This is a genomic window from Vibrio ruber DSM 16370 (genome assembly GCF_900163965.1).
GTDB classification, from domain to species: Bacteria; Pseudomonadota; Gammaproteobacteria; order Enterobacterales; family Vibrionaceae; genus Vibrio; species Vibrio ruber.
Window position 1 is genome coordinate 37,281 of sequence record NZ_FULE01000026.1, and the last position, 19,576, is coordinate 56,856.

Annotated in this window: 19 protein-coding genes; 8 read left to right on the forward strand and 11 right to left on the reverse strand. The window is 48.1% G+C overall.

Annotation, left to right across the window (positions count from 1 at the left end; all coding sequences use genetic code 11):
- Positions 1-92 precede the first annotated feature (92 nt).
- The 3 genes from glyS to VR7878_RS21075 form a co-directional block, all read right to left on the reverse strand.
- Positions 93-2,159, reverse strand: coding sequence for a glycine--tRNA ligase subunit beta (glyS, locus tag VR7878_RS09320; RefSeq protein ID WP_077335532.1), 2,067 nt, complete (start codon positions 2,157-2,159; stop codon positions 93-95).
- 13 nt (positions 2,160-2,172) lie between these two features.
- Complete coding sequence (glyQ, locus tag VR7878_RS09325) at positions 2,173-3,096, reverse strand: glycine--tRNA ligase subunit alpha (protein ID WP_077335534.1); 924 nt, start codon at positions 3,094-3,096, stop codon at positions 2,173-2,175.
- Between the two features lie 110 nt (positions 3,097-3,206).
- Positions 3,207-3,350 (reverse strand): hypothetical protein, encoded by a 144-nt coding sequence (locus VR7878_RS21075; protein WP_159440448.1) that lies wholly within the window; start codon positions 3,348-3,350, stop codon positions 3,207-3,209.
- 125 nt (positions 3,351-3,475) lie between these two features.
- On the opposite strand from VR7878_RS21075, the gene VR7878_RS09330 reads away from it, so the two are divergent.
- The 5 genes from VR7878_RS09330 (at position 3,476) to VR7878_RS09350 (ending at position 7,428) form a co-directional block, all read left to right on the forward strand.
- The gene (locus VR7878_RS09330) at positions 3,476-4,030 is read left to right on the forward strand and encodes a TMEM165/GDT1 family protein (protein ID WP_077335536.1); all 555 of its coding nucleotides are present in this window, start codon (positions 3,476-3,478) and stop codon (positions 4,028-4,030) included.
- Positions 4,031-4,135: 105 nt separating this feature from the next.
- On the forward strand, positions 4,136-4,393 hold the full coding sequence (locus VR7878_RS09335; protein ID WP_077335538.1) for a hypothetical protein: 258 nt from the start codon (positions 4,136-4,138) through the stop codon (positions 4,391-4,393).
- Positions 4,394-4,648: 255 nt separating this feature from the next.
- Positions 4,649-5,167 (forward strand): Hcp family type VI secretion system effector, encoded by a 519-nt coding sequence (locus tag VR7878_RS09340; protein WP_077335540.1) that lies wholly within the window; start codon positions 4,649-4,651, stop codon positions 5,165-5,167.
- Between the two features lie 357 nt (positions 5,168-5,524).
- Complete coding sequence (locus VR7878_RS09345; RefSeq protein WP_077335542.1) at positions 5,525-6,349, forward strand: HDOD domain-containing protein; 825 nt, start codon at positions 5,525-5,527, stop codon at positions 6,347-6,349.
- Between the two features lie 74 nt (positions 6,350-6,423).
- Complete coding sequence (locus VR7878_RS09350) at positions 6,424-7,428, forward strand: tetratricopeptide repeat protein (RefSeq protein ID WP_077335603.1); 1,005 nt, start codon at positions 6,424-6,426, stop codon at positions 7,426-7,428.
- Positions 7,429-7,448: 20 nt separating this feature from the next.
- Here VR7878_RS09350 and tusA read toward each other — a convergent pair whose 3' ends face one another.
- Entirely contained in the window at positions 7,449-7,703 is a 255-nt protein-coding gene (tusA, locus tag VR7878_RS09355) for a sulfurtransferase TusA (RefSeq protein ID WP_077335544.1), read from the reverse strand.
- A gap of 137 nt (positions 7,704-7,840) precedes the next feature.
- Between tusA and VR7878_RS09360 the strand changes: the two genes are divergently transcribed.
- A complete protein-coding gene (locus VR7878_RS09360) occupies positions 7,841-8,020 on the forward strand; it encodes a hypothetical protein (RefSeq protein WP_139344064.1) in 180 nt (59 codons plus the stop codon).
- 319 nt (positions 8,021-8,339) lie between these two features.
- Here the strand turns inward: VR7878_RS09360 and ilvA are convergent, their stop codons facing one another.
- From ilvA to ilvG, 5 genes are read right to left on the reverse strand one after another with little or no spacing between them, the layout of a single operon-like run.
- A complete protein-coding gene (gene ilvA, locus VR7878_RS09365) occupies positions 8,340-9,869 on the reverse strand; it encodes a threonine ammonia-lyase, biosynthetic (protein WP_077335548.1) in 1,530 nt (509 codons plus the stop codon).
- A gap of 3 nt (positions 9,870-9,872) precedes the next feature.
- The gene (gene ilvD / locus VR7878_RS09370) at positions 9,873-11,714 is read right to left on the reverse strand and encodes a dihydroxy-acid dehydratase (protein WP_077335550.1); all 1,842 of its coding nucleotides are present in this window, start codon (positions 11,712-11,714) and stop codon (positions 9,873-9,875) included.
- Between the two features lie 30 nt (positions 11,715-11,744).
- Positions 11,745-12,686 carry a branched-chain amino acid transaminase gene (locus VR7878_RS09375; RefSeq protein WP_077335552.1) on the reverse strand — a complete coding sequence of 314 codons (942 nt, stop codon included), beginning with the start codon at positions 12,684-12,686 and terminating at the stop codon, positions 11,745-11,747.
- Positions 12,687-12,696: 10 nt separating this feature from the next.
- Complete coding sequence (gene ilvM, locus VR7878_RS09380) at positions 12,697-12,981, reverse strand: acetolactate synthase 2 small subunit (protein WP_077335554.1); 285 nt, start codon at positions 12,979-12,981, stop codon at positions 12,697-12,699.
- Positions 12,982-12,993: 12 nt separating this feature from the next.
- A complete protein-coding gene (gene ilvG, locus VR7878_RS09385; protein ID WP_077335556.1) occupies positions 12,994-14,640 on the reverse strand; it encodes an acetolactate synthase 2 catalytic subunit in 1,647 nt (548 codons plus the stop codon).
- Between the two features lie 482 nt (positions 14,641-15,122).
- On the opposite strand from ilvG, the gene VR7878_RS09390 reads away from it, so the two are divergent.
- Both VR7878_RS09390 and yihG read left to right on the forward strand, forming a co-directional pair.
- Entirely contained in the window at positions 15,123-16,646 is a 1,524-nt protein-coding gene (locus VR7878_RS09390) for a YifB family Mg chelatase-like AAA ATPase (protein ID WP_077335558.1), read from the forward strand.
- A 134-nt stretch (positions 16,647-16,780) separates the two neighbouring features.
- Positions 16,781-17,659, forward strand: a complete 879-nt coding sequence (gene yihG, locus VR7878_RS09395; RefSeq protein ID WP_077335605.1) for a 1-acylglycerol-3-phosphate O-acyltransferase, YihG family — start codon at positions 16,781-16,783, stop codon at positions 17,657-17,659.
- Positions 17,660-17,781: 122 nt separating this feature from the next.
- Here yihG and VR7878_RS09400 read toward each other — a convergent pair whose 3' ends face one another.
- Together VR7878_RS09400 and VR7878_RS09405 are read right to left on the reverse strand one after the other, a co-directional pair.
- Positions 17,782-18,381 (reverse strand): thiol:disulfide interchange protein DsbA/DsbL, encoded by a 600-nt coding sequence (locus tag VR7878_RS09400; protein WP_077335560.1) that lies wholly within the window; start codon positions 18,379-18,381, stop codon positions 17,782-17,784.
- Between the two features lie 151 nt (positions 18,382-18,532).
- Positions 18,533-19,519, reverse strand: coding sequence for a serine/threonine protein kinase (locus VR7878_RS09405; RefSeq protein WP_077335562.1), 987 nt, complete (start codon positions 19,517-19,519; stop codon positions 18,533-18,535).
- Positions 19,520-19,576: the final 57 nt, after the last annotated feature.

Genomic DNA, 19,576 nt, shown 5'->3' on the forward strand with positions numbered 1-19,576 from the left:
CATGTTGCTCTCTTTTTGTCCGATCTCGGTGAATAGGCGAAAAAAAGCCCTGCGTAAGCAGGGCTTTGCGAGCTATGTTTGGTCTGAACAGATTATTTCTGCAATACCGAAATATCAGCAATTTCTAAGAATAGATTGCGCAGATCGTTGAGCAGGGTCAGACGGTTGATTTTCAGGGCTTCATCATCCGCCATAACCATCACGTCTTCAAAGAATGCGTCAACCGGTTCTTTCAGGGCTGCCAACTGGCTTAATGCCGACTGATAATCACCGTTTGCAAATGCCGGTTCCAGTGCTTCACTGAGAACAGCAACATTCTCTGCCAGCGCCACTTCAGCGCCTTCTTGAAGTAAGGCGAGATCAACTTCTGCTGCCAGCTGACCATCAAACTTAGCTAAAATGTTACCGACACGCTTATTCGCTGCCGCCAGTGAATCCGCCGCATCAAGCGTGCGGAAGTGAGAAACAGCTTTGACGCGCTGATCAAAATCGGTCGGCTTGGTTGGATGGCGGGCCAATACGGCCTGAATGACATCAACGCTGAATCCTTCATCTTGATACCAGGCACGGAAACGGCCTAACATAAACTCGATCACTTCCTGTTCGACACTTGCGTTGGTCAGCTTGTCACCGAACTGCGCTGCCGCTTCAGCAACTAAATCAACCAGATCCAACTGATAGCCATTTTCAACGATAATCCGCAGAATCCCTAATGACGCCCGGCGCAATGCGTATGGGTCTGAGCCTTTCGGAGCCTGACCAATGCCAAAAATCCCGACAATGGTGTCAAGCTTATCGGCTATTGCGACCGCAGCAGAGATAGCATTGCTCGGCAGACGATCACCGGCAAAGCGTGGCATGTACTGTTCGTTGAGTGCCAGAGCTACCTCTTCAGCTTCACCGTCATGGCGCGCATAGTGCATTCCCATGATGCCCTGAGTTTCGGTGAACTCAAAAACCATCGAGGTCATCAGGTCGCATTTTGCCAGTAACGCTGCACGGGTTGTTTTCTCGACATCGGCACCAATGCTTTTTGCAACATAAGCGGCTAACACCGCAATCCGGTCGGTTTTATCTTTGATGCTGCCCAGTTGTTTCTGGAAGATGGCTGTTTCGAGTTCTGGCAGACGATCAATCAGCGGGCGCTTACGGTCGTTGTTGAAGAAAAACTCTGCGTCGGCCAGACGTGGACGCACCACCTTTTCATTTCCTTCGATGACGTGACGTGGTTCTTTCGACTCAATATTAGAGACGAAGATGAACTTCGGCAGCAGGTTCTTATTGACGTCGTAAACCGGGAAGTACTTTTGGTCGCCTTTCATGGTGTAAACCAGTGCTTCAGAAGGAACTTTAAGGAATTTTTCTTCGAAAGAAGCAGTCAGAACGACCGGCCACTCAACCAGCGATGCAACTTCTTCAACCAAGTCTTCTTCTAAATCGGCAATGCCGCCCACTTCTGCGGCTGCTTTTTGTGCATCAGCAAGGATGGTTGCTTTACGTGCTTCGTAGTCCGCGATGACTTTGCCGCGTTCTTGCAGAATATCAGGATACTGGCTTGCAGATTCAAGGGTCAGTTCGGGTTCTCCCATAAACCGGTGGCCACGAATCACACGATCAGACTGCACACCGAGGATTTCCCCTTCAATCAATTCTTCATCCAGCAAAATAGTCAGAGTTTTGACCGGGCGGATAAATTGGGTGTCTTGGTCTCCCCAACGCATCGGTTTGGCGATAGGCAGGTTTGCTAACGCTTTTGCTGCCAGTTCAACAATCAGTGCTTTGGCAGACTGACCTTTGACCGCTTGCTTGAATAGCAGCCATTCCCCTTTATCGGTGGTCAGCCGTTCAGCTTGTGCGACGGTAATCCCGTTACCACGTGCCCAGCCTTCAGCGGCCTTGGTTGGATTGCCGTCCGCATCGAATGCGACCGCAACGGCCGGGCCTCGTTTTTCGACAACTTTATCCGGCTGCTGTTCTGCCAATGCTGTGACTTTCAATGCCAGACGGCGCGGTGTGGCATACCACTGCATTGTTTCAAAAGGCAAATCAGCGGCGTTGAGTTCGGCCTGAAAGTTGTTGTAAAACGCTTCAGCCAGTGTGCGAAGCTGTGTCGGTGGGAGTTCTTCTGTTCCCAATTCAATTAAAAGTTCTTTAGCCATGCTTCTCTCCCCCTTATGCCTGTTGGTCTTGCTTTTTGCACATTGGGAAGCCCAACGCTTCACGAGATGCGTAATAAGCTTCTGCGACTGCTTTAGTCAAATTACGAATTCGTAAAATGTAGCGCTGACGTTCTGTCACTGAGATCGCTTTACGTGCGTCGAGCAGGTTAAATGCATGACCTGCTTTTAAAATGCGCTCATAGGCCGGCAGTGGCAGTGGGGTTTCCAGTTCCAGCAGATGCTGACACTCTTTTTCACATTGATCGAAGAAGGTAAACAGGAAGTCCACGTCTGCATGTTCAAAGTTATAGGTTGACTGTTCAACTTCGTTTTGATGGTAAATGTCACCGTAGGTGACTTTACCCAGCGGGCCGTCTGTCCAGACGAGATCATAAACAGAATCGACACCCTGAATATACATTGCAAGACGTTCAATTCCGTAAGTAATTTCACCGGTGACGGGTTTACATTCCAGACCGCCGACTTGTTGGAAATAGGTAAACTGGGTGACTTCCATACCATTGAGCCAAACTTCCCAGCCGAGTCCCCAGGCGCCCAAGGTTGGGTTTTCCCAGTTATCTTCGACGAAGCGGATATCGTGGACTTGTGGGTCAATCCCCAGAGCTTTCAGCGAGCCCAGATAAAGTTCTTGGATATTATCCGGTGATGGTTTGATCATCACCTGAAACTGATAATAGTGTTGCAGACGGTTGGGGTTTTCACCGTAGCGACCATCGGTCGGGCGACGGGAAGGCTGCACATAAGCAGTCGCAATTGGCTCGGGGCCAATTGCGCGCAGGCAAGTCATCGGGTGAGACGTCCCTGCACCCACTTCCATGTCTAAAGGTTGAACAATCGTACATCCTTGACGGGCCCAATAATCCTGCAGCGCGAGGATCATCCCCTGAAAGGTTTTGATATCATAGTTTGTTTGCATAGTCGGGTTCGCGCGAGTTGTTTGAATCATGAAAAATAACGTTGAATTATACCGATATATTGACGCATCGAGTAGTGGCAATCTTGTTTAATTGTTGTGCATTGTTCTTTTCACGACATAAAACCGATACGATGCTTGTTTTCCGTACATAAGCCCGTTAGAATCGCTGCGTCTTTGGGGAGTAGCTTACCACACCATTGGATCAGAACTGGCAAGTTCTGCGGCAATGTCACTGGTTCGTTCGTCAACATCATTGGTGCCCATCACCGTGGCGTTCGAGACTCGCAGGAGTTTAGCAAGACCTTAGACAAATATCGCGGTACCGGGGTGGGGCGTGATGTTTGTCTAATGGTTAATCGTCCTGCCCCGAGAGCATGTCGTGAATATTTTAGCTATATCTATCACAACCGTAACGCTGGCAGAGATCGGTGATAAAACTCAACTCCTTTCATTAATGTTGGCAAGTTGCTATCGCAAACCATTGCCGATTATTAGTGCCATTTTCCTTGCAACACTGGTCAATCATGCCCTCGCGGCCTGGCTGGGTGTCGTCGTTGCTGAATACCTTTCCCCTGAAATTTTGAAATGGGTCATTTTTGTCAGCTTTTTAGCGATGGCGGGATGGGTGTTGATCCCCGATAAACTGGATGATGACGGTGCCTGCTCAAGCCGGGGACCGTTTGTTGCCAGTTTTATTGCGTTTTTCGTAGCAGAAATAGGGGATAAAACACAGATTGCGACTTCTGTGTTAGGGGCTCAATTTGCCGATGGTTTGCTCTGGGTGGTTTTAGGAACGACTATCGGAATGATGATCGCGAATGTGCCGGTGGTGTTGATCGGGAAACTCTCAGCAGATCGATTACCTTTGGGGCTGATCCGGAAAATTACAGCCGTCCTGTTTGTCGGTTTGGCTGGTGTAGCAATTTTATACTGAGTCCGTTATTGGTGAACATATCGGTGACAAGCGTGATATCTGACATACATGCGTCATCAATCTCATGCTACTGTGATGCTAGGATGTCAACAAAGGGAGTTGCGTATGTTAGTTCGTTACACTGGCATGAGCTTGAAAAGCCAATTTTACTTGTACGGTTTTGGCTTTATTCTGACCATACTGGGCATGATGTTAACCGATATGTGGCTACCGATGGTGGTGGGTTCTCTCATTCTGATGGGGTTGCTCGTTGAGTCTTGGATCCAGATTTTTCATGTGGTGCCACTACATCAGGAAGTTCGGGCACTGAAAAAACAGGTGGAAAAACTGCAACATCATTATCAGGATGAGAAGAATCTCTGATGCCTCAGCGCGTCAGAGATGACGCGTTTTTGTGATACTTATTCCACTTGTTCCGGGCAACTTTTTGCTCGCCGGGCAACTTCTTGCTCGCCTCCGGGCAAGATCTTGCTTGTATTTACCTTTGTATCTATATAACACATTGATTTTATTGATGTGAGTGAGTTGGCACACCCCTTGCTCTTATTGTTTAAGAGCCTAAAGGTTCTATGTGCATTAAAAACATGAACTTATTATAGATAATTGAAGGAATTCAGAATGCCAACTCCATGTTATATCTCTATCGAAGGTGAAACTCAGGGGCTAATCACGTCAGGCGCTTGTACAGCAGATTCTATCGGTGACTCTTTTGTTGAAGGTCACGAAGATGAAATGATGGTTCAACAGTTCGATCACGTCGTGAGCGTTCCAACTGACCCTCAGTCTGGTCAACCTGCTGGTCAACGTGTTCACAAGCCTTTCAAATTCACTGTGAACCTGAACAAAGCCGTTCCACTGCTGTATAACGCACTGGCTTCTGGTGAGAAAATGTCTTCTGTAACGCTGAAGTGGTACCGCACTTCAATCGAAGGTAAACAAGAAAACTTCTTCACCACAACACTTGAAAACGCAACTATCGTTGACATCAAGTGTGAAATGCCACACTGCCAAAACCCAGCAGATTCTGACTTCACGCAAAACCTGACTGTTTCTATGTCTTACCGTAAGATCACTTGGGACCACGTTAACGCGGGTACTTCAGGTGCTGACGACTGGCGTAAGCCAATCGAAGCTTAATTGTCAGCTGAACAGGCACCTTGTGTGTCTGTTCGACAATGCTTTGATTGTCCTGTTGCTCACCGACTGGTGGGCAACATTGTTTATATCATCTGTTTATATCATTCCACCTCTTTTTAGTCTTTTATTCTGATTTATTGGTGACGTAATTTATTTCTTTGTCAGTAATCATGTGTCGTCAAACCCGCCTACACTCCTCATCTCAGCCAGATAAACCGCTTACAATCAATCAACATGATTATTGGGGGCGAGCAGGGTTTATGATTTGGTTTTCATATTTGTACTTCTGGTCACAAGATATTTTACGACTTCTCTCCTAAGCTTTTTATTGTCTCACTCGAATATGGAGAGTAATCAATGAGTCAAGCGGAAATGATCAATCGCTTAAATGAACTGCCAAGAATCGAGTCATTGCTGCAAGAATTGCTCGAAATGGTCAACCAAGAAGATGTTGATTTTAATGCGTTATCTAAAAAAATAGCCATGGACCAAGTGCTGAGTGCGCGTTTGTTGAGAATGGCAAATTCGGTTTATTTTGGTGGGAGTAAAACCATCTCATCAGTCAATGACGCTTTGATTCGAGTCGGGATTGGTGCCGTCAAAACACTGGTTGTTGCTTCTGTATTATCCAGTGCTTTTAATCAAGTCAAAACATTAGACATGGATCAATACTGGTCCGATACATTCGAAATCTCAGTAATTGCGAGTCAATTGGCACCTGCTGCTGGTCTGAATAAAAATGAAGCGTTTACGATTGGTGTCTTACATAATGTTGGAGAATTAATGATTCACTCATTAGTACCTGAACTGGCATCAGAAATTCAAGCCAAAATTAAACACGGAATGGCACCATTAGAAGCACAAAAGCAGGTTCTTGAGACAACGGCTCCAGCGTTGGGAGGAAAGCTCGCCACCAGGTGGAAGTTTCCTGATTCAGTAGTTGATGCGATTGAGCACAGCGAGAATCCGGATGCTGCCACTACAAGCCCGCAATATGCTCGGTTGATTCATTTGTCTCGGATGATTCATGAGCATTGGGATTTATTAGCCAGCGAACAGGAAAAATTTAATTTTATGGCTAAACAGGCTTATAGCGGTATGCTGAATGTGTCTCAAGCTGCGATCCCAGATTTGGATAATCATCGCGGTGAAGGCAAAGAACTTGCTCATCAGATTACCTAGTTGTTGTCATTTCGGGAGAACTTATGGGAGAGTGATCGTGGTGCTGGGTTCAGGATGAGGAATTGCTGATGCTGATGAAGAAACAATCTGTGTGCATCGCTGTGACATTAATGGTTGGGTTGATGACTGGATGTGCAACCCACCAGAAACAGACGTCAATGATGGCGCAGTTGTATGATGGCCGCCCATTAAGCAGCCTGAACGTTACTGATGCAGCGAAGACCGAACAAGAAGCCATTAAGCGGGGTGATGCCGCAATGCGCGAACAGAACGATGATTTGGCACTGTTTGAATATATTCGTTCCCTGAGTCTGAAACCGGGACAGGAGCGAGATCAAACTCTGTATAAAATCGGGCGAATTCATCAACTGCATCAGCGTGAAGCGTTAGCAGAGAAAGCCTATCAGATGGCTTTGCAGGACAATTCTGATAACACCGATGTATTGCAGCAACTGGGGATGATTTACAGTAAAAAAGGGGCGTTTGATATAGGAAAACGTTACTTTCTCCGGGCGATTGATGCTGATCAGGCGCGTTTGAATCACTCTACCCACCTGAATCAAATACACGATAATATCGAATGGGTGGCGGCTTTAGACATTGATGAACAGTCTCCCATCGACGCATATATGGGGCTGGGGATTGTTTATGATATGGATTCTCTGCATGAAATGGCTCAGGCGCTGTATAAAAAGTTGCTGAATATCCAGCCTGAATCGAGCAAATTGCTGCTGAATATCGGTTATTCCTATTACATGAGTGGTGATTATTTTGAAGCAAAGCGTGCCACGCTTGCGGCACTCTCACTCGATCCGGATAACCGCAGAGCGCAGAATAATCTGGCTTTGATCTATCTCGAACAAGGCAAGGCACATCGAGCGCTGCATGTTTTTAGACAGCAAATGAAAAACTATGAAGCATTAAATCATATCGGCCACTTTCTCATGATTCAGGGGGAGCCTGACAAGGCCATTCCTTATTTGCAACAAGCGATTGATGAAAACCCATCCGACTACCAAGCTGCACAAGAAAATCTGGAAAGAGCGTTGGCGGAAGTGAATGCTTTGGCTAACCAATAGATAGCGGATGGCTTGTCATATCAATGCGACTCAAGCCCTTTCCGAATCAAAAATTGATAAGGCTCCTGCTCAGTTTGAGCTTCCAATAACTGATGATCCATAAACCGGCAGAAGCTCGGCACATCGCGTGTTGTTGAGGGGTCATCAGCAATCACCAGTAATGTCTCACCGTCTTGCATCGAACGAATGGTTTTTCTGACCATCATGACAGGTTCGGGACACCGTAATCCCTCTGCCTCTAATATGTAGTTGGCTAATGATTTATCAATGGTCATGGCGGGTAGCTTTGTTAGTCATTTGAATGTCAAATGATACTTGCGAAGAAAAAATATTCAATAATCTCTTGGCAAATGAAACTTTTTGTTTTAATTTATTTAACATGTTTGCAACATGTTATGTCGAGGAGCTGAGAATGCAGAATAAAATCGACAGACTGACTCTCTATGCGCTGATGGGAATTATCTCTTTTGGGGCGCTGGTGGTGAATACATCCGGGGCGGAACAGGTCTCACTCATGCCAGTATGGGGCGTTATTGCTGCAATGATCGGATTTTGGTTGGAAATCCATCAACACGATACATCCAAGCATTGATTGAAAAACAATTCTAAACACAATGCTACATTTCCGACACTATCCCAGTTTTCTTGGGCTTCCCCGCTGTAATGCGGGATTTTTTTTGTCTGCAGTTTCGATATCTGACCGTTATAAACTTTGATTGTTATAAATATTGATCGTTATAAAAAACGGGAATCAAGTTTTGACCGATGTGCTCAGAAACAAAGGACAGGCGCTTCATCTTACCCGAGGGCTCTGATGGTTGCGGGCTTTCCGGTGTTAACGCGCAATCATGCCAGCCAATGACATGGCTGGCATGACGAGGACAGAGTGCCGATGATTCCAGACTCTCTGTTTAAGACAAAAAGAACCGATAGGTTGGATTGTCGGTTTCATCTTTATACTGATAACCCAGTTCAACCAAATGTGCTGAGAAACGGACTAAATCGTCATCGCTCAGCTCAAACGCACACAGAACCCGACCGTAGTCGGCACCATGATTACGATAGTTGAACAGGCTGATATTCCAGTGCGTGCCGAGTGTGCTGAGGAATTTCAGCAGCGCTCCGGGATATTCCGGAAACTCGAATGCGTATAACCGTTCTTTGAGCGGCTTGGACGGTTTTCCGCCAATCATATAACGAATGTGCAGCTTGGCGATTTCGTCATCTGATAAATCGATAACCGGATAGCCGGCTTTACGCAGATCCTGAATGATGCTGTTGAGCTCTTCCGGTCCACCGGCAAGACGAATCCCGACAAAAACATTAGCCAGTGAATCATCATTGTAACGATAGTTAAATTCCGTGACCGCCCGGCCACCGAGAATCTGGCAGAATTCGAAAAATGCGCCTTTGCGTTCAGGGATGGTGACGGCAAGTAGACCTTCTCGTTTTTCGCCCAGTTCACAGCGTTCTGAAACGTAGCGTAAGCCGTGAAAGTTGGTATTGGCACCTGAGAGAACCGTCCCCAGCTGTTTACCCGTGAGTTGGTGCTGTTCTGCATATTTTTTCAAACCTGCCAGCGCCAGCGCACCGGATGGTTCAGCAATCGCCCGGGTATCTTCAAAGATATCTTTCACCGCGGCACAGATTTCGTCACTGGACACCGAGATATGACCGTCCAGATATTGCTGGCACAAACGGAATGTTTCATCACCGATGCGTTTGACTGCGACCCCGTCGGCGAACATGCTGACCTGTTCAAGTACAACCGGTTCACCGGCATCAAGTGCTGCTTTTAAACAACCGGATTCTTCCGGTTCAACGGCAATGACTTTGATTTCGGGCATCAGCTGTTTAATCAGCACCGCGACACCGGCTGCCAGACCGCCCCCCCCGACCGGGACGAAGATATAATCCAGATGACCGTTTTGTTGCAACATTTCCATGCCTATCGTGCCTTGTCCGGCGATCACGAGCGGATGATCGAACGGTGGCACAAAGGTATAGTGATATTCTGCAGCAAGTCGTTCGGCTTCGGCTTTGGCTTCATCGAAGTTATTGCCGAATAGCACCACCTCGCCACCAAATCCGCGCACCGCATCAACTTTGATATCCGGCGTGGTTTTTGGCATTACGATGGTGGCTTTAACCCCTAATTTGGTGCCGGATAAGGCCAGTCCTTGCGCATGGTTTCCTGCGGACGCTGTAATAATCCCGGCTTGTTTCTGTGCTTCAGTCAGATTAGCAATCATATTGTAAGCACCGCGCAGCTTAAACGAGTGGACCGGCTGGCGATCCTCACGTTTGAGCTGAACCCGGTTATTGAGTCTGGCTGAAAGCCGGGGCATGTCTTGGAATGGTGTGACAAGTGCCACTTCGTAGACCGGAGCGCGCAAAATCTGGCGCAGATAATCTGCGCCGGTTTGATTGGTGAATGTCATCGACTAGTCTCCTAGCTTTGATTTATCTCTCACCGCACCTTTGTCAGCACTGGTTGCCATGCTGGCATAGGCTTTCAGCGCAAAAGAGACTTCGCGTTGACGGTTGGCCGGTTTCCAGCCGAGTTGATCTTGCTTTGCACGACGGCTTGCCAGCTCATCCGCTGACACAACCAGTGCAATGGTGCGTCCGGGAATATCAATATCAATGATGTCACCGTTTTTCACCAGCCCGATAGCACCACCGTTAGCAGCTTCCGGAGACGCGTGACCAATCGACAGACCGGATGTGCCGCCGGAGAAGCGGCCGTCGGTCAGCAGCGCACACGATTTACCCAATCCCATCGATTTCAGATACGTTGTCGGATAGAGCATTTCTTGCATGCCGGGGCCGCCTTTCGGCCCTTCGTAGCGGATGACGACTACTTCACCGGCTTTCACTTTACCGCCAAGAATCCCTTCAACCGCATCTTCCTGACTTTCAAACACAATCGCCGGGCCACGGAATTTCAGGTTACTTTCATCGACTCCGGCAGTTTTGACGATACAACCGTCCAGTGCGATATTGCCTTTCAAGACAGCAAGGCCGCCATCTTGGCTGAAGGCGTGTGCTTTAGCACGGATACAGCCGTCCTGACGATCATCATCCAGTGTGTCCCAGTGACAATCTTGTGAAAATGCTTCCGTTGTTCGGATACCCGCAGGACCGGCACGGTAGAACGCTTTCACATCAGCAGACTCTGTCTGCATAATGTCATATTGCGCCAGCTGTTCTTGCAGGCTGAGGCCGAGCACCGTTCTGGTTTCGGTATTGAGCAGACCGGCGCGGTTAAGTTCGCCAAGAATTCCCATGACTCCGCCAGCCCGGTGAACATCTTCCATATGGTATTTTTGCGTTGACGGTGCAACTTTACACAAGTGTGGCACCCGGCGTGACATGCGGTCGATATCATCCATGGTAAAGTCCACTTCACCTTCTTGTGCTGCCGCGAGCAGGTGCAGGACGGTATTGGTTGAACCGCCCATTGCGATATCCAGTGCCATCGCATTTTCAAATGCTGATTTGTTGGCAATGTTACGCGGCAGAGCCGAAGCATCATCCTGTTCATAATAACGTTTGGTCAGTTCGACGATACGTTGACCGGCTTTGAGGAATAATGCTTTGCGATCCGCATGGGTCGCGAGCAGAGAACCGTTACCCGGCTGAGACAGGCCTAACGCTTCGGTCAGACAGTTCATCGAGTTGGCCGTAAACATGCCAGAGCAAGAACCACATGTCGGACAGGCGGAACGCTCGACCTGTTCACTCTGTTCGTCAGATACGTTTGGATCTGCGCCCTGAATCATTGCATCAACCAGATCGAGTTTGATGAGCTGATCAGAGAGTTTAGTTTTTCCGGCTTCCATCGGGCCACCGGAGACAAAAATTACCGGAATATTCAGGCGCAGTGAGGCCATCAGCATTCCCGGGGTGATTTTGTCGCAGTTTGAGATACAGACCATCGCGTCGGCACAGTGAGCATTGACCATATATTCGACGGAGTCGGCAATCAGTTCACGGGACGGCAGCGAGTAGAGCATTCCGCCGTGACCCATTGCGATACCGTCATCGACGGCAATGGTGTTAAATTCCTTGGCAATCCCGCCGGCGGCTTCAATTTCACGGGCGACCATCTGACCTAAGTCTTTGAGGTGAACATGGCCCGGTACAAATTGGGTGAATGAGTTGACAACAGCAATGATCGGTTTTCCAAAATCATCTTCTTTGACACCGGTTGCACGCCATAACGCACGTGCTCCTGCCATATTACGACCATGTGTTGTTGTTGCTGAACGATACTTCGGCATTGTGTTGTCCTTTACTTAATTCTGTTGGGGTTAGGCGTTTGGTTGCGGATTGACGTAATCTAACCAACCCCATTTATCTTCAGTAGTTCCGTTAAACAGTCCGAAAAAGGCATCCTGAATCACTTTGGTGATCGGGCCGCGTTTTCCTGCACCGACACTGATGCGATCAACACTGCGCACCGGGACGATTTCCGCAGCGGTGCCGGTCATGAAAATTTCATCAGCCAGATAAAGTGATTCGCGGGCAATATTAGCTTCGCGCACGGTATAGCCGAGATCTTTGGCCAGAATCATAATCGTGTCACGGGTAATTCCCGGCAGAATCGAGCTGGTGGTCGGCGGTGTCAGCAGTTCGCCATCTTTGACGACAAAAATATTTTCACCCGCACCTTCGGACAGATATCCGTCCACGCTCAGGGCGATCCCTTCGTCATAACCGTGACGGCGCGCTTCACCACCAACCAGTAGCGAAGAAAGGTAGTTACCGCCTGCTTTTGCACCGGTCGGAATGGTATTCGGTGCTGCACGGTTCCAACTGGAAATCATTGCATCGACGCCATTTTCCAATGCTTCTTCGCCAAGATAGGCACCCCATGGGAAAGCCGCGATAATCAAATCCAGTTCAGTACCGTTTGGCGGACAAACTCCCAGACCAACGTTACCGACAAATGCTAATGGGCGGATATAAGCTGAAGTGAGTTTATTTGCGCGTAAGGTTTCCCGGGTTGCTTCCATAATTTCTTCAACAGAGTATGGGATCGGGAAGCGATAAATTTTGGCAGAATTGACTAAACGTTGTGCGTGTTCCTGATGACGGAACACAATCGGGCCTTTGGGGGTGTCATAACAGCGAACCCCTTCGAATACTGATGTCCCATAGTGCATTGCATGCGTCAGAACATGCACTTGAGCATTTGCCCATGGCATCATTTCCCCGTTGAACCATATAAAATCCGCAGTATTAGTAGCCATTATTTCTTCCTTATGCACAAATTTTTTGTTGTAAATTGTTGTTCGGTAGTTCGTTATTGCTGATTTGAATGACATCAACGGTACGCACATCCCACAACTTTTCGATTTGATTGATGAGTGTGGTGATTGGTCGGTCGCTATCGACGATAATTTCGACGCTGGCAACTTTACTTTCATGGTTTTGGGTCGCTGCAACCTGTTTGATCACAAATCCACGGTGGCGAATGACACGCAGAACACGCTCTAACAGAACCGGCTTATCATCAGCTTTGATGTCGAGTAAATATCTTTCCATTTCTGGTGTCTCCTATGTATTTTCCAGCATGTCATTGTTTGATGCACCGGGTGGCACCAGTGGCCAGACATTTTCTTCTTCATCAATCGCCACATGCAGCAGATAAGCGGTTTTGCTTGCCAGCATCTCTTGTAAAGCCGGTTCCACTTCTTCTTTCTTGGTAATCGTTTTGCCCGGAATATCGAAAGCGCGTGCCAGCATGATGAAATCCGGGTTATCGTCCAGAATTGTTTCACTGTGGCGACCATCGAAGAACAATGATTGCCATTGACGAACCATTCCCAGACGCTGGTTGTTCAACAAGACGATTTTGACCGGGATCTGGCGACGTTTTAATGTGCCCAGCTCCTGAATATTCATCATAAACGAGCCGTCACCGGTAATCAGAATCGACTGATCGTCGGGACGTGCTACGGCTGCCCCCATCGCGGCCGGTAAACCGAACCCCATGGTGCCGAGACCGGCGGATGAAATAAAGTTTTGCGGGGATCTTGGCTGAATGTGCTGAGCCGCCCACATCTGATGTTGGCCAACATCGGTGGAGACAATCGAGTTTTCAGGCATCATATCGGATAACTGTTTCAGCAGCAGCGGTGCATAAATCAGTTCACCGGGATGGTCATAACGCCATTTAAATCCACTGCGCAAGCTCTCGCTGTGATGTACCCAAGCACTAATGTCATGCGAAAGTTCCAGTTGTGGCAGAATCGTATTGATGTCGCCCCGTAGCGCAGCGTTGGCACGTCGGAGTTTATTGAACTCTGCGGCATCGATATCAATATGAATCACTTTGGCGTGTGGGGCAAAGGTATCAAGCTTGCCGGTCACCCGGTCATCAAAACGCGCACCGACGGTGATCAGCAGATCACATTCCTGAACAACGAGGTTGGCCGCTTTGGTTCCGTGCATCCCCAGCATCCCCAGATAGTGCGGGTCATGACGTTCAACCGAGCCTAATCCTTTGAGCGTGCTGACTGAAGGCATGGGGTTGAGGCGTAAAAACTCTCGCACTGTTTCGGTCGCATGAGCGAGTTGAACGCCACCTCCGACATAAAAAACCGGTCGCTGGCTCTCGTTGAGCATCGCTTGCGCTTTAGTGAGTTCATCCGAATTAACTTGGGGCATGGCAGGGGGAGTAAATGGGGTAAGCGTGGTCACCGGGGATTGGGCCAGCTGAACGTCTTTTGCGATATCAACGATCACTGGCCCGGGGCGTCCCGTTTTGGCAACTTCAAATGCCTCCGCCAATGTCGGTGCCAGTTCATTGATATCGGTCACCAGATAACTGTGTTTGGTACAGGACAGTGACATGCCGATGACATCCATCTCCTGAAATGCATCCGTGCCGATGTGGGAGCTGGCAACCTGTCCGGTAATTGCAACCAGTGGGACAGAATCAAGGAAAGCATCTGCCAGCCCCGTCACGAGATTGGTTGCTCCCGGGCCTGATGTCGCCATGCAGACGGCAACTTCCTGTGTTGATCTTGCCATCCCGATTGCTGCCATGGCTGCGCCTTGTTCGTGACGACATAGAATATGTTCGACACCACCATCATACAGAGCATCGTAGATTGGCATAATCGCACCGCCCGGATACCCAAACACGGTTTTGATACCTTGTTGCTTCAGGGCTGCTACGACGAGTTGAGCTCCGGTCATCGTGACCCTCCCGTAGATTTATTGTTCTTGTTGCTTCGTGTTGTGTTGTGTGAGCACTTCATGTGCGACTCCCGTTATACCGCTTTTCCGACTCGGTCGGAGTACGTTTTATTATGGTGCAGGCTAAAAAAAACCCCCGGACTTTTCAGTGCGGGGGTTTTTTTCATCTTGCTGCTATCTTTCGTCCAGTAGCCCCCGCGCGGAATCAATAATGACCACGACTAGAATCAGGCTAATTAGAGAATGTAAACGGACGATCAGATGCATCATGAATAGAAATCTTATTGTTAGTTAATGTTCCAAGATTGATGAAAATCTCGACATACCTAGTGTGTAACATACAATTCTGTTACATGACAAGGAAAATATCATTCTTTTTTCATATTCTTTTATTTTCCGCTTACGTTATACCTACCCCTGTACATTCTGCGTATCACTGATTGATGCCATGAATATTTATAAATCAATCACAAGGAAATTATATGGGGTTAGCAATCATTCATAGTCGGGCAAGTGTCGGGGTCGAAGCACCATTGGTGACTGTTGAAGTTCACATTAGTAATGGGATGCCCGGATTTACACTGGTGGGGTTACCGGAAACCACCGTCAAGGAATCACGGGATCGGGTTCGCAGTGCGATTATCCATTCCCGGTTTGAATTTCCCCCCAAGCGTATCACGGTCAATCTGGCACCGGCCGATTTACCCAAGGAGGGCGGGCGTTTTGATCTGCCTATTGCTTTAGGCATTCTGGCTGCCTCGGATCAAATCATCTCGGATCATCTGGCAAATTATGAATTTTTAGGGGAGTTAGCGTTATCCGGTCAGTTGCGAACTGTGAAAGGGGTATTACCCGCAGCTTTGGCTGCCGGGCTGGCTGAGCGTGCTTTGGTTGTGCCGCATGAGAATGGTGATCAGGCGGCCTTAGTCGGGCAAGGTCAGCATTACTCTGCCGGGAGTTTGCAGGAAGTCTGTCAGGCGTTGTGCGGCGATTTGTCACTGGGGTTGTATCAGTCTCAGCCCGAGATTAAGCAACCGACGTCTTCGCGGGATTTGCAGGATATTATTGGCCAGCAACAGGGCAAGCGTGCTTTAGAAATTGCAGCAGCCGGTCATCATAATTTACTGTTTCTCGGGCCTCCGGGAACGGGGAAAACGATGCTGGCTTCCCGATTGTGTGATTTGCTGCCTGAGATGAGTAATGAAGAAGCCATGGAAACGGCAGCGGTTGCATCGCTGACGCAGCAGGACATTCATCAGTACAACTGGAAACAACGACCATTCCGTGCACCGCATCATTCCAGTTCGATGGCCGCTTTGGTCGGCGGTGGTTCGATTCCTCGTCCCGGTGAAATCTCGCTGGCTCATAACGGATTACTTTTTCTTGATGAGATGCCGGAGTTTGAACGTCGGGTGCTCGATTCATTACGTGAACCGTTGGAATCGGGAGAGATTGTCATTTCCCGGGCGCAAGGTAAAACCCGTTTCCCGGCGCGCTTTCAGTTAGTCGGTGCGTTGAATCCAAGCCCGACCGGCTATTATGAAGGCCAGGAGAGCCGGATCAATCCGCAACACATTCTCCGTTATCTGAGCCGGTTATCAGGGCCGTTATTGGATCGGTTTGACCTGTCTATTGAAATCCCGGCTTTACCTAAAGGCATGCTTGCTGAAGGCGGTGGTCGGGGAGAGACCACACAGGCGGTTCGTGAGCGAGTGCTTCGGGCTAGAGAGTTAATGCTGCGTTTACGGGGGAAAGCGAATTCGCTGCTCACCAGCCGGGAAATTGAAACTTTCTGCCCGCTGGTAAAATCCGATGCCGAGTTTCTGGAAAACGCATTGCACCGTCTGGGTCTGTCTATTCGTGCTTATCACCGCATCATTAAAGTTGCCCGCACTATTGCTGATTTGGCAGAAGAGGAACATATACAGCGGGCACATCTGGCAGAAGCGTTGGGATATCGTGCGATGGATCGATTATTGAAGCAACTGACGATACAAGCGGTTTAAATCGATCACTGTGATTACACATTATGCCATTGTTTGAGTCCAGTGAAGGAGGCAAAGAGAAGCATGTTATTCAATGACTAAATTTGTATAATCACACGCTATTTGATTCTTTGCGCGGAAATGACGTCTATCTTATGCTGGCTTACGTTTTATTGGTTGTAAACGCCTGTTTGGTGTTGGTGAATACTGGTTTTTGTTCTGTTGCGATCTGTGTGGCCGCTTTGATTAAATTGTTGTTGCCGACACCATCGTTGAAAGCTTATGCGACGCGGCTTGCCAATTGGTTTATGTGGCTGTGGGCTACAATAAATATGCGGATTTTGCATCTGTCCAATCCGGTTGAATGGGATGTTGAGGGCGTCGATGACTTAAATCGTCGCGGATGGTATCTGATGATTAGTAATCATATGAGCTGGACGGATATCGTCGTGCTGTGCAGTGTGTTTAAAGATCGGATTCCGATGCCCAAGTTTTTCTTAAAGCAGCAGTTATTGTATGTACCGTTTATCGGGATGAGTTGCTGGGCGCTGGATATGCCGTTTATGCGCCGCTATTCAAGAGAATATTTGTTGCGTCATCCGGAAAAACGCGGGCAGGATCTGGCAACGACCCGACGCTCATGTGCCAAATTCAAGCATATCCCGACTACTGTGGTGAATTATGTTGAGGGCACGCGGTTTACATCGGAAAAACAACGTGCAACCAAATCGGCCTATCGGCATCTGTTACAACCGAAATCCGGCGGCATTGCTTATACGCTGGCGGCAATGGGCGAGCAGTTTGAGAACATTCTCGATGTCACGTTGGCCTATCCGGATAATCAGGACATGCCATTTAAAGATATGCTGATGGGCAAAATGCAGCGCATTGTGGTTCGGGTTCGAGTTTTGCCGGTTGATGAGCGGGTTTCCGGTGATTACTTTAATGACAAACCTTATAAGCGCCAGTTTCAGAAATGGCTGGGGGGTGTCTGGGAACATAAAGATGGGTTATTGGATGATATCTATCAATGAGATCTGATGAGCCATGTGAAGAAGTGAAGAACGTTCGTTATTGACACATAAGGGAGCCTTTCGGCTCCCTGATTGTTTTGAGTTATCGTTACAGTTGTTACCTGAACCGACACCTGAGAGCATTATTTTTTCAGCAAATAATCCACTAGCTCAAAGTATTCTTCAGTTTTAATATTGCGTGGCGGCTGAACAAGATACTTATTGTTGACGATAAGCGCCGGTACGCCCGTCAGGCCACTCTCTTCAAAGGTTTTATCAAAACGGCGAACCATGGAATCAACGGCAAAGCTGTTAAAAGCATTATCGAATGATTTGGCATCGATCCCTTCATCGGTAAAGATCTGCTTCAGCGCTTCATCGTTCTGCGGCGGGCGTCGTTTATTATGGATGCGGTCAAACATTACCGGCACCATTTTATCTTCAACATTGAGAGAAACCATCGTCGCGTAGGCTTTACTCATCGAATGTGCCATATTGCCGCCCATGAATGAAACATGAACACGCTGGAATTCAGTGCCTTTTGGAAGTTGTGCTGCCAGTTTTTCAACAATAGGCTCAAACGCATTACAGTGTGGGCAATAGAACGAGAAAAACTCCATGACTTTCGGGTTTTCGGAATGCGGCCGGTCAAGGACTTTGTAGTATTCGCCCTCTTTAAACTGAGCTGCGTGAATAGAGAGACTGACGATTAACGTTGTAAATAAAGCTAAAAGCTTTTTCATGATGAACTCCATATGATCCAATTATTGTATTACACCCACCTTTAAATCACGCCTTACTGCACACATGCAATGCCGGTGAAACATTCTCTTGCAAAGTCACAGCAATGCGTTTTGTTGAAGCGATCCTGTCGAGGTTGTTTGGGTATCGGGGTTACCATTGCGGCATAAAAGAAAGTGGCGTTTCTTCCAGTGCAGAAATTTGTTCTTTCAATGCTAGCACTTGTCCCTCCCAATATTTGGGGTCATTAAACCAAGGGAAAGCGACCGGAAATGCAGGGTCTTGCCATCTCTTTGCCAACCATGCCATGTAATGTACCATGCGTAGACCACGCAATGGTTCAATTAGTTTCAATTCAGAAGGGTTAAAATCGCAAAATTCTTGGTAGCCTTCAAGGATTGTATCAAGTTGTGTGAGCCGCTCTGCGCGATCACCGTGGAGCAGCATCCATAAATCCTGAATTGCCGGGCCGTTACGGGCATCGTCCAGATCGACAAATATCGGGCCATCACGCCAGAGAATATTGCCCGGGTGGCAGTCACCATGCAGACGGATATTGTTTGTTTGTTCCGGCCAGGTCTCTTTTATGCCATCAATCAGCACAGTGAGATCAGAGAAAAACGCCTTTTCGATATGGGATGGAATAAAGGTCGAATGCTCCAGTAACTGTTGCGGTTGATAAAGGTATTCGTCCAGTGTGATCGTCGGACGGTGCATAAACGGTTGTTTGGCACCAACTTGATGAATACGCCCCATGAATCGCCCCACCCACTCAAGCTGTTCAACATTGTCAATTTCGAACTGGCGTCCGCCTTCGCTGAGAAACAGGGCAAACCGGTAACCCTGATATGTGTGCAGGGTTTTGTTCTGCAAGATGATCGGAGCGGAAACCGGCACTTCTGATTCAGCGAGTTCTTGTCCGAATTGGTGCTCTTCTTCGATCTGTTCGGTTGTCCATCGCTCCGGGCGATAAAATTTCACCACGTAGCGCTGACGAGATTCATCGGTAAATTGGTAAACCCGGTTTTCATAGCTATTCAACGGTAAGAATCCGGATTCGGCACGAATACCGATACTTTCCAGTGCGTACCACATCAGATCCGGTGTCAGCGCATCAAAGTGAAAGGTTGCTTGTGTCATGATAAAAGCTTGGTTGGTAGGTCAGTGAAGTATGATAAGAGACTAACATTGATTGAC

Bases quoted from the DNA above. Each gene is read 5' to 3' on its own strand.
- glyS (WP_077335532.1), bottom strand. From the start codon at position 2,159: ATGGCTAAAGAACTTTTAATTGAATTGGGAACAGAAGAACTCCCACCG.
- glyQ (WP_077335534.1), bottom strand. From the start codon at position 3,096: ATGCAAACAAACTATGATATCAAAACCTTTCAGGGGATGATCCTCGCG.
- VR7878_RS21075 (WP_159440448.1), bottom strand. From the start codon at position 3,350: ATGATGTTGACGAACGAACCAGTGACATTGCCGCAGAACTTGCCAGTT.
- VR7878_RS09335 (WP_077335538.1), top strand. From the start codon at position 4,136: ATGTTAGTTCGTTACACTGGCATGAGCTTGAAAAGCCAATTTTACTTG.
- VR7878_RS09340 (WP_077335540.1), top strand. From the start codon at position 4,649: ATGCCAACTCCATGTTATATCTCTATCGAAGGTGAAACTCAGGGGCTA.
- VR7878_RS09345 (WP_077335542.1), top strand. From the start codon at position 5,525: ATGAGTCAAGCGGAAATGATCAATCGCTTAAATGAACTGCCAAGAATC.
- VR7878_RS09350 (WP_077335603.1), top strand. From the start codon at position 6,424: ATGAAGAAACAATCTGTGTGCATCGCTGTGACATTAATGGTTGGGTTG.
- tusA (WP_077335544.1), bottom strand. From the start codon at position 7,703: ATGACCATTGATAAATCATTAGCCAACTACATATTAGAGGCAGAGGGA.
- VR7878_RS09360 (WP_139344064.1), top strand. From the start codon at position 7,841: ATGCAGAATAAAATCGACAGACTGACTCTCTATGCGCTGATGGGAATT.
- ilvA (WP_077335548.1), bottom strand. From the start codon at position 9,869: ATGACATTCACCAATCAAACCGGCGCAGATTATCTGCGCCAGATTTTG.
- ilvD (WP_077335550.1), bottom strand. From the start codon at position 11,714: ATGCCGAAGTATCGTTCAGCAACAACAACACATGGTCGTAATATGGCA.
- VR7878_RS09375 (WP_077335552.1), bottom strand. From the start codon at position 12,686: ATGGCTACTAATACTGCGGATTTTATATGGTTCAACGGGGAAATGATG.
- ilvM (WP_077335554.1), bottom strand. From the start codon at position 12,981: ATGGAAAGATATTTACTCGACATCAAAGCTGATGATAAGCCGGTTCTG.
- ilvG (WP_077335556.1), bottom strand. From the start codon at position 14,640: ATGACCGGAGCTCAACTCGTCGTAGCAGCCCTGAAGCAACAAGGTATC.
- VR7878_RS09390 (WP_077335558.1), top strand. From the start codon at position 15,123: ATGGGGTTAGCAATCATTCATAGTCGGGCAAGTGTCGGGGTCGAAGCA.
- yihG (WP_077335605.1), top strand. From the start codon at position 16,781: ATGCTGGCTTACGTTTTATTGGTTGTAAACGCCTGTTTGGTGTTGGTG.
- VR7878_RS09400 (WP_077335560.1), bottom strand. From the start codon at position 18,381: ATGAAAAAGCTTTTAGCTTTATTTACAACGTTAATCGTCAGTCTCTCT.
- VR7878_RS09405 (WP_077335562.1), bottom strand. From the start codon at position 19,519: ATGACACAAGCAACCTTTCACTTTGATGCGCTGACACCGGATCTGATG.